Source organism: Nocardia sp. NPDC004711 (assembly GCF_053601595.1).
Genome location: NZ_JBSGCB010000032.1, coordinates 42,257 through 55,408 on the forward strand (window position 1 = coordinate 42,257; position 13,152 = coordinate 55,408).

Here is a 13,152-nt window from a genome sequence, read left to right on the forward strand (position 1 = left end):
TTCTATGCAACTCCGAAGAAGCTCTGGGCCTTCCGCACCGCGGCCACCAGCTGATCGACCTCGTCGAGGGTGTTGTACACCGCGAACGAGGCCCGCGCGGTCGCGGCGATACCGAAGTGCCGGTGCAGCGGCCACGCGCAGTGGTGACCCACCCGGACTGCGACACCCTGGTCGTCGAGGATCTGGCCGACGTCGTGGGCGTGAACACCGTCCACCAGGAACGACACCGCACCGCCGCGGTTCACGTTCTCGGTCGGGCCGATGATGCGGACGCCGTCGATCTCGCCCAGGCCCTCCAGTGCCGCGCCGATGAGCGAGTGCTCGTGCGCCGCAACGGCTTCCATGCCCACTTCGCTCAGATACCGGACAGCCGCGCCCAATCCGACGACCTGCGAGATCATCTGCGAGCCCGCCTCGAACCTCAGCGGCGGCGGAGCGAAGGTCGAGTGATCCATGTACACGGTCTCGATCATGGAACCACCGGTGATGAACGGCGGGGTGTCCTCGAGCAGCTCACGGCGGCCGTACAGGATGCCGACACCCGAGGGACCCAGCATCTTGTGGCCGGAGAAGGCGGCGAAGTCGACGCCCAGCGCCTTGAAGTCCACCGGCATGTGCGGCACCGACTGGCAGGCGTCCAGCACCACGATCGCGCCGACTTCCTTTGCGCGGCGCACCAATTCGGCGACATCCGCGACCGCGCCGGTCACGTTCGACTGGTGGGTGAAGGCGACCACCTTGGTGGCCGGCGACAGCTCCAGCGAGTCCAGGTCGATGCGACCCTCGTCGGTGATGCCGTACCACTTCAGCGTCGCACCGGTCCGGCGTGCGAGCTCCTGCCACGGCACGAGATTCGCGTGATGTTCGAGCTCGGTGATGACGATCTCGTCGCCGGGCCCGACGCGGTACGGGAATCGGTCGTCGGAGAAGGCGTAGGCCACCACGTTCAGCGACTCGGTCGCGTTCTTGGTGTACACGATCTCGTCCGCGCCGACGCCGACGAACGCCGCAATCGCCGCGCGCGCCGCCTCGTAGGCCTCATTGGCCTCCTCGGCGAGCTGGTGCGCGCTGCGATGCACGGCCGCGTTGTGTTCGAGCAGGAATTCCCGCTCGGCGTCGAGCACCTGCAGCGGACGTTGCGACGTCGCACCGGAATCCAAGTACGCCAACGGTTTTCCGTCGCGCACGGTCCGGCTCAGGATCGGGAAGTCGGCCCGGATCCTGGCGATGTCGAGAGTCCCCACGGTGCTGGTCATTTAGGCTCCTACGACAGAATCTGATTCGCGGCTCGCCGCGGATGAGGTGAAGCGCACGTAGCCATTCGCATCGAGTTCCTCGGCCAGCTCGGAGCCGCCCTCGGCCACGATGCGGCCGCCCACGAACACGTGAACGAAGTCCGGCTGGATGTAGCGCAGGATGCGGGTGTAGTGGGTGATCAGCAGGATGCCGCCGGTCTCCCGCTCCTTGTAACGGTTCACACCCTCGGAAACAATCCGCAGCGCGTCCACGTCCAGACCCGAGTCGGTCTCGTCGAGGATGGCGATCTTCGGCTTGAGCAGGCTCAGCTGCAGGATCTCCTGGCGCTTCTTCTCACCGCCGGAGAAACCCTCGTTGACCGAGCGATCGCCGAAGGCCGGATCGATGTCCAGCTCGGACATGCCCTCCTTGACTTCCTTCACCCAGGTGCGCAGCTTGGGGGCCTCGCCGCGGACGGCGGTGGCGGCGGTGCGCAGGAAGTTCGAGACCGAGACGCCCGGGACCTCGACGGGGTACTGCATGGCCAGGAACAGGCCCGCCCGCGCCCGCTCGTCGACCGACATCTCCAGCACGTTCTCGCCGTCGAGGGTGATGGTGCCCTGGGTGACGGTGTACTTGGGGTGCCCGGCGATGGCGTAGGACAGGGTCGACTTGCCGGAGCCGTTGGGGCCCATGATCGCGTGGGTCTCACCGGACTTCACGGTCAGGTTGACGCCCTTGAGGATCTTGATGGGCTCGGCGTTCTCGTCCGGGTTGGCGACCTCGACGTGCAGGTCGTTGATTTCCAGGGTGGTCATCGAATTCGAATTCCTTTGCGGGGATGGGAAGTTGGTGTCAGGCGCCGACAGCGGCGAGCTCGGCCTCGATGGCCGCCTCCAGCCGCTCCCGGACCTCGGGGACCGTGATCTTCTGAATGATCTCGAAGAAGAAGCCGCGCACGACCAGACGCCGCGCCGCCTCCTCGGTGATACCGCGCGAGCGCAGGTAGAACAGCTGCTCGTCATCGAAACGCCCAGTGGCCGAAGCATGTCCGGCGCCGACGATCTCGCCGGTCTCGATCTCCAGGTTCGGCACCGAGTCGGCGCGCGCGCCATCGGTGAGGACCAGGTTGCGGTTGGCCTCGTAGGTGTCGGTGCCCTCGGCCGCCGCGCGAATGAGCACGTCGCCCACCCACACGGTGCGCGCGTCCGGCTTGCTGGAGGACGGATCGCCCTGCAGCGCACCCTTGTACAGCACGTTCGACTTGCAGTGGGGCACCCCGTGATCGATCAGCAGGCGCTGTTCGAAGTGCTGGCCGTCATCGGCGAAGTACACGCCGAGCAGCTCGGCGTCGCCGCCCGGACCGTCGTAGCGGACAGTCGCGGTCAGGCGCACCAGATCGCCACCGAGGGTGACATTGGTGTGCCGCAGGGTGGCGTCCCGGCCCAGCTTGCCGTGGTGCGCGGTCGCGTGCACGGCGTCGTCGGCCCAGTCCTGAATGACGATGACATTCAGCTTGGCGCTGTCGCCGAGCACGAATTCCACGTTCTCCGCGTAGGTTCCGCTGCCGCGCTGGTCGAGGACCACGTTCGCGTGCGCGAAGTTGCCCAGTCGGATCTGGGTGTGCCCGTAAGCGGTCTTGCCCTCTCCCGGACCGGTGATGGTGACGACGACCGCTTCGGCCACTTCGGTTTCCGCGCCGATCGACACGATGGTCGCCTGCTCGAAACCCGAGTACGCCTGCGCGGCAACGCGATCGGTGGGGGTACCGGCGACACCCAGGCGAGCGTCGTCACGGCCGACGGTCTCCACCGTCACGCCCTCGACAGCGTTCGCCTCGACGACGGCCCGGCCGTCCGGAACGGCGGTGCCGTCGTGCAGGCCACGCAGGCGACGCAACGGGGTGAAGCGCCACGCCTCGTCATGCGCGGACGGCACCTCGAAGGCGTCCACGTCGAAGGACGCAAAAACCTCACCCTTGTTGACGGCGGGCGCACGGCCCTCGGCGGCAACGGCAACATTCTCGACCGTCATCAGCCGACGGCTCCTTCCATCTGCAGTTCGATCAGGCGGTTCAGCTCCAGGGCGTACTCCATCGGGAGCTCCTTGGCGATCGGCTCGACGAAGCCGCGCACGATCATGGCCATGGCCTCGTCCTCGGTGAGGCCGCGGCTCATCAGGTAGAACAGCTGGTCCTCGGACACCTTCGACACCGTGGCCTCGTGGCCCATCGTCACGTCGTCCTCGCGGATGTCGACGTAAGGGTAGGTGTCGGAGCGAGAGACGTTGTCCACCAGCAGCGCATCGCACTTCACGGTCGACTTCGAGCCGTGCGCACCCTTGTTCACCTGAACCAGGCCGCGGTAGGAGGCACGACCGCCGCCGCGCGCCACCGACTTGGAGATGATGGTCGAGGAGGTGTGCGGCGCCAGGTGCAGCATCTTCGCGCCGGTGTCCTGGTGCTGGTCCGGACCGGCGAACGCGATGGAGAGCACCTCGCCCTTGGCGTACTCACCGGTCATCCACACGGCCGGGTACTTCATCGTCACCTTGGAGCCGATATTGCCGTCGACCCACTCCATGGTCGCGCCCGCCTCGGCCTTGGCGCGCTTGGTCACCAGGTTGTAGACGTTGTTCGACCAGTTCTGGATGGTGGTGTAGCGGCAGCGGCCGCCCTTCTTCACGATGATCTCGACCACCGCGGAGTGCAGCGAATCCGAGGAGTAGATCGGCGCGGTGCAGCCCTCGACGTAGTGGACGTAGGCGTCCTCGTCGACGATGATCAGCGTCCGCTCGAACTGACCCATGTTCTCGGTGTTGATCCGGAAGTACGCCTGCAGCGGGATGTCCACGTGCACGCCCGGCGGCACGTAGATGAACGAACCACCCGACCACACCGCCGAATTCAGCGCGGAGAACTTGTTGTCACCCGACGGGATGACCGAGCCGAAGTACTTCTGGAAGATCTCCGGGTGCTCCTTGAGACCGGTGTCGGTGTCGAGGAAGATGACGCCCTGCTTTTCCAGGTCCTCACGGATGGAGTGGTAGACGACCTCGGACTCGTACTGCGCGGCGACACCCGCGACCAGCCGCTGCTTCTCCGCCTCCGGGATGCCCAGCTTGTCGTAGGTGTTCTTGATGTCCTCGGGCAGCTCTTCCCAGGACGCGGCCTGCTTCTCGCTCGAGCGCACGAAGTATTTGATGTTGTCGAAGTCGATGCCCCCGAGGTTGGAGCCCCAGCTCGGCATGGGCTTCTTGTCGAAGATGCGCAGTGCCTTGAGACGGAAGTCGAGCATCCATTCGGGCTCGTTCTTCTTCGCCGAGATGTCGCGTACGACGTCCTCGGACAGGCCGCGCTTGGCACTGGCACCGGCGACATCCTTGTCGGCCCAGCCGTACTCGTAGGTACCCAGGGACGCGATGGTCTCTTCCTGGGACAGCGGCTGCACCTGGTCGGTGGTCGTCGTCATTCGGCACTCCTTCCGGAGTCATCTGTAGAAGTCGTTGCGGGCTGCGCAACGGGGGTCGATGCGGAATTCTTTTGAGCGGTATTCGATATGGGGGGCACTGCGACGAGCGGTACATGCGTGGTGCAGGCGCAGTCGCCATTGGCGATGGTCGCCAGGCGCTGCACGTGCGTACCGAGAATCTCCCGGAAGGCTTCGAGCTCGGCCGCGCACAGCTCCGGGAACTCCTCGGCGACATGCGAGACCGGGCAGTGGTGCTGGCAGATCTGGACGCCCGCACCGACCTTCCGGGTCGAGGCCGCGAATCCGGCGTCGGTGAACGCGTCCGCGATCTCCTCCGCCTTGGCCTCGGTCTCGGCCGGGGTGTGCCCGGCGAGCTCGTCGACCCCGGACACGATGGTCGCCACCCGCTTGCGCGCGAACTCGGCGATGGCCTTATCCCCGCCGATCTCCCGCAGCTGCCGCATGGCGGCTCCGGCGAGGTCATCGTAGGCGTGCCCGAGGCGGCCACGGCCGGTGGCCGTCAGCTGGAACTGCTTGGCGGGACGACCACGGCCCTTCTGCTGCCAGGGCGCCGACTGCATCGCGCGGGCCTCGCCCGATTCGATGAGCGCGTCCAGGTGCCGGCGCACGCCCGCCGGACTCAGGCCCAGGCGTTCGCCGATAGCGGTCGCGGTGATCGGGCCCTCCTCCAGCAGCAGCTTGATGACGGCTTCCCGGGTATGGCCCTCACCCGCCGGCACGGGCACGACAACGGACCGGGCACCCTCGTGTTGGTGCCCGGCCTGTTCCGCGTTCCGCAAACCCACGGTTTTCACAACATCAGTGTGACGGAATTCCATCCCACGTTCCAGTAAGGGTCACCTGACCTGATCTTCGCGACCTGGGGCGATGGGTTCGGGTGTGATTCGGACCACCATATATATCCGGGCATTTAGGAAATTCGACCCGGTCACGGTGGGTTTCCGAAGACGTGAACAGTGTGCTCGTGGTGGGTGCGACGGGAAACGTCGGCCGGCAGGTAGTTGCCCAACTGGTCGCGGCAGGGGTCCGGACACGAGCGCTGGCTCGCGATCCGGAGACCGCCGGCCTGCCGCCCGGAGTCGAGGTGGTGGCCGGGGATCTGGCCGAGCCGGAATCGCTGGCCGCGGCCGCGGCCGGGGTCGACTCGGTGTTCCTGGTGTGGCCGTTCCATGGGACGGAGGGCGCGGCGCAGGTACTGAAGGTACTCGCCGGGCACGCCCAGCGCGTCGTGTATCTGTCGTCCACGACAGTGAACGACCAAGGGCCGCAATCGGATCTGATTCCACAGTTGCATGCCGAGATGGAGGCGCTCATCGAGGCCTCGGGGCTGCCGTGGACCGTGCTGCGCGCGGACACCCTCGCCTCCAACGCGCTGGGCTGGGCGGGGCAGATTCGCGCCGGTGACGTGGTGCGCGGGACCGAGGTCGCGCCGAGCGCGGTGGTGCACGAGGGCGATATCGCGGCCGTGGCGGCACGACTGCTCACCGATCACTCGCATACCTGGCGGAAATACCTGGTGACCGGGCCGCAGGTGGTCGGGCGGGCGGATCAGGTCGCGGCGATCGGCGAGGTGCTGGGTCGTTCGCTGCGGTTCGAGGCGCTGCCGCTGGAGGCGGCGCGGGAATCGATGACCGGGGCCGGACTGCCGGCGCGGCTGATCGAATCACTGCTGTCGATGGCCGAATTCCGGCCACGCTCGGATCTGGTCACGACGACGGTGGCCGACCTCACCGGGCGGCCGGCGCGGGACGTCCGGGACTGGGCCGCGGAGCATGTGGAGAAATTCCGGTAGCCGACCGGTCGCCCGATGGCGGCTCGGTGCGGCGCGGGCATAAGTTCGATGACAATCGAATTATCACTGGGGTGCGGGTACAACAGCGCCCGCCGTCCAGAACACGACAAACTCGAAAGCCGGTGCCAGCATGCCCATCGCACTGTCCCTCCTCGACCTGGCGGTGATCGCGCCCGGTCAGACCGCGCGTGACAGCTTCCAGAACAGCGTCGCGTTGGCGCAGGCGGCGGAACGCAGCGGGTACCGGCGGGTCTGGTACGCCGAGCACCACAATATGAAGTCGATCGCGTCCAGCGCGACCAGCGTGCTCATCGGCCACGTGGCCGGGCATACCGAGACCATCCGGCTCGGCGCGGGCGGAATCATGCTGCCGAACCACTCGCCGCTGGTGATCGCCGAGCAGTTCGGCACCCTCGAATCGCTGTACCCGGGTCGCATCGACCTCGGGCTGGGTCGCGCGCCGGGCAGCGATCAGGAAACCATGCGGGCGCTGCGGCGTAACCCGTCCTCGGCGGACACCTTCCCGCAGGACGTGCTGGAGTTGCAGGGGTACCTGACCGGGAACTCGCGAATTCCGGGCATTCAGGCGGTGCCGCGCGCCGAAGGCGTTGTGCCGCTCTACATTCTGGGGTCGTCGCTGTTCGGCGCGCAGCTGGCCGCGCACCTGGGCCTGCCCTACGCCTTCGCCTCGCACTTCGCGCCCGACTCCCTGCACGAGGCCGTCCGCGAATACCGCGACCTGTTCCGGCCCTCCGAGCAACTGGCCGAGCCGTATGTCATGGCCGGGGTCAATGTGTTCGCGGCCGAGGATCGCGCGCAGGCCGAGGAGCAGAAGACCATTTCCTACCGGGCGCGCACCCGCGCGTTCATCAAGCGCGGCGCGGCGGGCATGGACTTCTCCGACGAGGAGATCGACGCCTTCCTGGCCTCGCCCAATGGCCGTCACCTGGCCAGGATGACCACGTACACGGCCGTCGGCACGCCCGCCGACGTCGTGGCGTACCTGGAGGATTTCGCGGCCGGCATCCAGGCCGACGAACTCATCACGGCGCATCACGCCCAGAACGTCGACGACCGGGTGCGCTCGATCGAGCTGACCGGTGCTGCGATGGAAGCACGCGAATCCGTCACGCGCTGAAGGACATCAGCCGACCTCTATGCCGGCCCGTCGCTCGCCGCCGGAGTATTTCGCCGGAGAGCGACGGCGGTGACAGCGAACAGGGCCAGGGCGAGCCAGATGAAGGCATTGTGGTCGAAGAGGGCCACAGGGCCCCGGTTCGGGAAGTCGAAGACACTCTCGCGGTGGACGCCGAACAGGATGAACATACCGCCTGAACAGACGAGGAAGACGGCGAGCAGGCCGGCGACGGTGGGAGCGGAGCGGTGGCGATTCGCCAGGTGGGCCAGGTAGATCAGCAGGGGCGCGAGCCAAACCCAGTGATGGATCCAGCTGTACGGGGAGACGACGGTGCTGGTCAGGCCGCACAGGACCACGGCGGGAAGTTCGCGGCCGGTTCCGGAGAGACGGCGGGCCAGCCCAAGGCAGACGGCAGTGATGACGAGAGCTGCTGCGAGCCACAGTAATTGGATGCCCCCACCCGAACCCAGCGAGCGGGCGAGCATGCCGCGCAGCGATTCGTTGTCCGGGTTCTCGGGGGCGCCGACGCGGGAGGGGTCGGCGAACCCGCCGCTCCAGAAGGTCAGTGAATCCTTCGGCAGCACAGCCAGACCGATCACCATCGTGGTCACCAGAGCGCCGGTCGCGGTGGCGGCGGCCCGGAATCGCCGGGTCACCAGCAGGTAGAGAATGAAGAACGCCGGAGTCAGCTTGATACCGGCCGCGATGCCGGTCAGTAGGCCTTTCACGGGTGACGAATCGGGCAAGGCCATATCGGCCAGGACCAGGAGCAGCAGCAACATGTTGACCTGGCCGAACGCCATGGTCTCGCGGATCGGCTCGCACAACAGCAGCAGCCCGGCAGCGGTCGGTCCCACGATCAGCATGCGACGGTCGCGGCGATAGCCCAGCACCGACAGGGCTGCCCACACCGATCCGGTGAGCAGGAGGAAATTCGCGAGCCCGCCGACCAAGGTGAACGCCGCTCCGTGCAATGCCGCCAGGGGCACGAACACCAGTGCCGCGAACGGTGTGTAGACGAACTCCCAGACCCCGCGCGTATGGCCGTGCAGCGGTGTGTCGTACACCGAAACACCGTGCACCACCCGATCCGCCGCAATCCGATAGGCATCGAGGTCGACCAGGTGCAGCGCCATCCGCGGTGCCACGATCGCCAGGTGGAGCCAATACGCCCCGGCCAGCGCGCCCAGCACCGCTACCGGCCACACCACGACCAGGGGAATCGAGTGCCGCTGCGGCGCAGCCTGATTCGCGGCCGCCGCCTGATCGATGGCCGGCAACGGCATGCGCACCCCCCATGGTCCCGGGTTTAGATTGCCCGCCCGACCGTAGTGACAGGATTCCCCGACCGCGAGCCCCTATTTACTCCTGCGGCGCAACAGGGTTCGATTCGGCGCGTCCGAGTGGTCCCTCTCGGTCGTGGCGCCGGACAACGCTGTCTTCGCGGTCGTCGCGGTGCTGAATAGCCTGTGCACGCGGGCGGGCCGGCCCTCCGGGCGGATCCGCGCCACAGACGGCGCGTGGCCATCGCATGATCGGGTTCGTCGCGCCCGGCGGTTCGATCTCGCCAATTTCACCCTGATCGCCTGGGGGTGAGTCGCTACGTCGTCGTCTTCGCTGCCTGGTTCACGCTTCGCCGACCATCCGGCCCCCGCGCTCGGCCGCGCGCGTATTCCCTACTGCCCTGGCCGGATTCGCGCTGTCGGCGATCACCGGGATCGCCCCTGGGTGTCGAGGCCGATGCAAACACCCGGTCGGAGACCAGGATCTAGTCGTGGAACGGGTCGGCGTCCTGGCCGGGCAGCCAGGAGCAGCCCGCTTCGGTCCAGCCGTTGGCCTTGATCATCTTCTTGGCGGCGCGCTGATTACGGCCGATGAGGCGGTCCAGGTACAGATGTCCGAGTAGGTGGTCGGTCTCGTGCTGCAGGCAGCGGGCCAGGTAGCCGGTGCCGGAGACGATGACCGGCTGGTTGTGGATGTCGACGCCCGATACCTCGGCCCAGTCGGCACGCCCGGTCGGGAACCACTCGCCGGGCACCGAGAGGCAGCCCTCGGCGTCGTCGTCGGGGTGGGGCATGGTCTCCGGGATCTCGGAGGTCTCGATGCTCGGATTGATGACGTACCCGCGCCGGCGGCCGTCGGCGGTCATCAGGTCGTACACGAAAACCGCACGGGGATCGCCGATCTGATTGGCGGCCAGGCCCGCGCCCCGGGCCGCGGTGTTCGTCTCGAACAGGTCCTCGACGAAAGCGGCCAGCTCCGCGTCGAATTCGGTGACGGGCACGGCCGGGGTGGACAGTCTGGGGTCACCGGCGATGAGGATCGGTCGAACAGCCATGCCCCTATTTCTTCCAGAAGCAGGCCGACCGGTTTCCGTCGGGGTCCAGCAGCGGGAATTCGCGACCCGCTACGGGCGCGGAATATTGCGCAGGTTGCTGCGGGCCATGTCGAGCATGCGGCCGACGCCGCCGGCCAGCACGATCTTGCCCGCGGCCAGGGCGAAACCCTTGACCTGCGCGGCGTCGATCCGGGGCGGGAGGGACAGAGCATTGGGGTCGGTGACCATGTCCACCAGCATCGGCCCGGGCTCGGCGAACGCCTTGGCCAGCACGGCCCGCGCCTCGGCCGGGTCGGTCACCCGCAGCGACGGAATGCCCACGGCCGCCGCGATATCGGCGTAGTTCACCGGCTCCTGGTCGGTGCCGAAGTCGGGCATGCCGTCGACCATCATCTCCAGCTTGACCATGCCGAGCGTGGAGTTGTTGAAGACCACGATCTTCACCGGCAGCCGGTGCCGCCAGACGGTGAGCAGCTCGCCCATGAGCATGGCCAGACCGCCGTCTCCCGACAACGAGATCACCTGCCGGCCAGGGTAGGCCGTCTGGGCGCCGATGGCGTGCGGGACGGCGTTGGCCATGGTGCCGTGCCGCCACGAGCCGATGATGCGTCGGCGGCCGTTCGGGGTGACGTACCGCGCCGCCCAGACATTGCACATGCCGGTGTCGACGGTGAAAACCGCGTCGTCGTCGGCGATTTCGTCGATGAGCGAGGCGACGTACTCGGGGTGGATGGGCATGTGGTGGTCGATATCGCGGGTGTAGGCGTCCACCACGTTCTCCAGCGCGGAGGCGTGCCGGCGGAGCATGTCGTCGAGGAAGGCGCGGCTCGGATTCTGGTGCAGCAGCGGCAGAACGGCGTCGATGGTGGCGGCCACGTCGCCATTGACGGCGATATCGACCGCGGCGCGGCGCCCGATGCGGGACGGGTCGTGGTCGATCTGGGCGATCCGGCCGTTCTGCGGCAGGAAGGTGTCGTAGGGGAAGTCGGTGCCGAGCAACAGCAGCAGGTCGGCTTCGTGGGTGGCCTCATAGGCGGCGCCGTAGCCGAGCAGGCCGCTCATGCCGACGTCGTACGGGTTGTCGAACTGGATCCATTCCTTGCCGCCGAGCGCGTGGCCGATCGGGGCGTGCAGTCGTTCGGCCAGGCTCATGACCTGGGCGTGTGCGCCGCGCACGCCCGCGCCCGCGAACAGGGCCACGGTGTCGGCGTCGTTGAGGGCCTCCGCGAGGCGGTCCACCTGGGCGGCGGGCGGGACCACGGTCGGCGCTTCGGCCACCAGATCCGACTGCCAGCCGCGGTTCTCGGCGTCCGCGCTGAGCACATCACCGGGGACCACCAGCACCGAGACGCCGTGCCGGCCGAGTGCGGTCTGCATGGCGATGTAAGCGAGCCGCGGCATCTGCTCGGGGGTGCCGACCATCTCACAGAAGTGGCTGCACTCCACGAAGAGTCGCTCGGGGTGGGTTTCCTGGAAGAAGCCGGTGCCGATCTCACGGCTGGGAATGTGCGAGGCAATAGCCAGCACCGAGGCGCCATTGCGATGTGCGTCGTAGAGCCCCTGGATCAGGTGGGTGTTTCCGGGTCCGCAACTGGCCGCGCAGACCGCGAGCCGGCCGGTGAGCACCGATTCCGCGCCGGCCGCGAAGGCGGCGCTCTCCTCGTGGTGGCAGTGCACCCAGTCGATGCCCTCGGTCCGGCGCACCGCGTCGACGAAGGGGTTCAAACTATCCCCCACCAGTCCATACACCCGTTGAACCCCGGCGGCGACGAGGGCGTCGACCAACTGACTGGCGACCGAATTCCGACCCATGATCGCTCCGTTCGCAGTGTCGAGACCGAGCATGACCGGAGGCCACCGACGCACTCTACCGAAATCGGACAGCCAAGGTTGCCGCATCATTGCCACACCGTGAATCGGGCCGGCGGTCACATTTCGGCGATCACCCGGGCCACCTCATCGGCGGCCGGGCCCCGGCGGATCACCAATGGTGTACCGAGCCGGTGGCCGGCCGCGACGGGCCACCGGCGGTCATGGCCTTCACTGTCGAGGGCGATCGCATCGTCCGGATCGACGTGCTCGCCGGCCCGGAAACGCTGGCGCGACTACCACTCTCGATACCCGGCTTCAGCGCGTAGCGACGAGTTTGACCGGCGCCTCGAGCAGCGCGTCGATCGAATCCTCCCAGGCCACGGTGCGGGTGGTCACCACACTCGGATCGAAACGCCCGGCCGCCACCAGATCCAGAATGTGCGGGATCGACGGGCGAGCGTGCGCCCGGCCGGTGTGGAAAGTGCAGCAGCGCGAATACATTTCGAGCATGGGCAGGGCGACATCCTGGGTCTGGACGCTGACACTGGTGCAGAAGCCATCATTGGCCGTGGCACGGATGGCGGCCACCAGGGCTTCGGAGCCGCCCGCGGCTTCGACGGTGACCGGGAACCGGCCGACCCGGTCGGTCGGCCTGCCCTCGACGGGCTCCGCGCCGAGTTCGGCTGCGATGGCGAGCCTTTCGGGGTCGGTGTCGAGGTAGACGGCCCGGGCGGAGCCGAGCGCCACCGCGAGACCGGCCGCATACAGGCCGATGGACGGTGCGGCCGGACCGCTCAGGACCAGGACTTCGGCGCCGGGGCGGGCGGCGAGTTGCGGGGCGACCGATCGGTAGGCGTCGGCGATATTGTCGCTGGCACTGGCGACCGCCGCCGGATCCACTCCGGCGGGCAGCGGGACCAGCATGGCGTCGGCATGCGGGACGGCGACCAGGTCCGACCACAGCCCGCCCCAGCTCAGCCCGCCCATCGGGCCGAGGCCGTAGCTCGACATGAACGGGTGGGTGGTGCAGTTGCCGGTATGGCCGCGGCGGCAGGAATCGCAGACGCCACAGGAGATCTGGAACGGGACCACCACCTTGTCGCCAGGGCGGACGGTGGTGACGTCGTCGCCGACGGCCACCACCTCGGCCACCCCTTCATGGCCGAAGGGGTAGGGGCCCGCCAGCGGGAACCAGCCCTGCAGGATCGCGGGGTCGATATCGCAGGTGGCCACGGCGATGGGGCGGACCAGCGCCTGGTCAGGGGCATCGAGGGTGGGTTCGGCGGCGTCTTCCCAGCGCAGTGCGTGCGGGCCGTCGAGCACGAGTCGCTTCATGCATCGATCG

Annotated in this window: 11 protein-coding genes; 2 read left to right on the top strand and 9 right to left on the bottom strand. The window is 67.8% G+C overall.

Annotated features, from left to right (window positions below):
- Positions 1-2 precede the first annotated feature (2 nt).
- The 5 genes from ACWEKS_RS29560 to ACWEKS_RS29580 are packed head-to-tail and all read right to left on the bottom strand — an operon-like array spanning position 3 to position 5,545.
- Entirely contained in the window at positions 3-1,256 is a 1,254-nt protein-coding gene (locus tag ACWEKS_RS29560) for a cysteine desulfurase (RefSeq protein WP_452343109.1), read from the bottom strand.
- A complete protein-coding gene (gene sufC, locus ACWEKS_RS29565) occupies positions 1,257-2,054 on the bottom strand; it encodes a Fe-S cluster assembly ATPase SufC (RefSeq protein ID WP_452343110.1) in 798 nt (265 codons plus the stop codon).
- A gap of 37 nt (positions 2,055-2,091) precedes the next feature.
- On the bottom strand, positions 2,092-3,270 hold the full coding sequence (sufD, locus tag ACWEKS_RS29570; protein ID WP_452343111.1) for a Fe-S cluster assembly protein SufD: 1,179 nt from the start codon (positions 3,268-3,270) through the stop codon (positions 2,092-2,094).
- A complete protein-coding gene (gene sufB, locus ACWEKS_RS29575) occupies positions 3,270-4,706 on the bottom strand; it encodes a Fe-S cluster assembly protein SufB (RefSeq protein ID WP_452343112.1) in 1,437 nt (478 codons plus the stop codon). The genes sufD and sufB overlap by 1 nt, the downstream gene beginning before the upstream one ends.
- Positions 4,703-5,545, bottom strand: a complete 843-nt coding sequence (locus ACWEKS_RS29580; RefSeq protein WP_452343113.1) for a helix-turn-helix transcriptional regulator — start codon at positions 5,543-5,545, stop codon at positions 4,703-4,705. Before ACWEKS_RS29580 ends, sufB begins: the two co-directional genes overlap by 4 nt.
- A 131-nt stretch (positions 5,546-5,676) precedes the next feature.
- Between ACWEKS_RS29580 and ACWEKS_RS29585 the strand changes: the two genes are divergently transcribed.
- Complete coding sequence (locus ACWEKS_RS29585) at positions 5,677-6,519, top strand: NAD(P)H-binding protein (protein WP_452343114.1); 843 nt, start codon at positions 5,677-5,679, stop codon at positions 6,517-6,519.
- A 130-nt stretch (positions 6,520-6,649) separates the two neighbouring features.
- Positions 6,650-7,657, top strand: a complete 1,008-nt coding sequence (locus ACWEKS_RS29590) for an LLM class flavin-dependent oxidoreductase (protein WP_452343115.1) — start codon at positions 6,650-6,652, stop codon at positions 7,655-7,657.
- Positions 7,658-7,674: 17 nt separating this feature from the next.
- On the opposite strand, the gene ACWEKS_RS29595 is transcribed toward ACWEKS_RS29590, so the two are convergent.
- From ACWEKS_RS29595 to ACWEKS_RS29610, 4 genes are all read right to left on the bottom strand, one after another.
- Complete coding sequence (locus tag ACWEKS_RS29595; protein WP_452343116.1) at positions 7,675-8,943, bottom strand: glycosyltransferase 87 family protein; 1,269 nt, start codon at positions 8,941-8,943, stop codon at positions 7,675-7,677.
- 482 nt (positions 8,944-9,425) lie between these two features.
- On the bottom strand, positions 9,426-9,995 hold the full coding sequence (locus ACWEKS_RS29600; RefSeq protein ID WP_452343117.1) for a peptide deformylase: 570 nt from the start codon (positions 9,993-9,995) through the stop codon (positions 9,426-9,428).
- A 69-nt stretch (positions 9,996-10,064) separates the two neighbouring features.
- On the bottom strand, positions 10,065-11,807 hold the full coding sequence (locus ACWEKS_RS29605) for a pyruvate dehydrogenase (RefSeq protein ID WP_452343118.1): 1,743 nt from the start codon (positions 11,805-11,807) through the stop codon (positions 10,065-10,067).
- Positions 11,808-12,122: 315 nt separating this feature from the next.
- Positions 12,123-13,142, bottom strand: a complete 1,020-nt coding sequence (locus ACWEKS_RS29610) for a zinc-dependent alcohol dehydrogenase (RefSeq protein ID WP_452343119.1) — start codon at positions 13,140-13,142, stop codon at positions 12,123-12,125.
- Positions 13,143-13,152 lie beyond the last annotated feature (10 nt).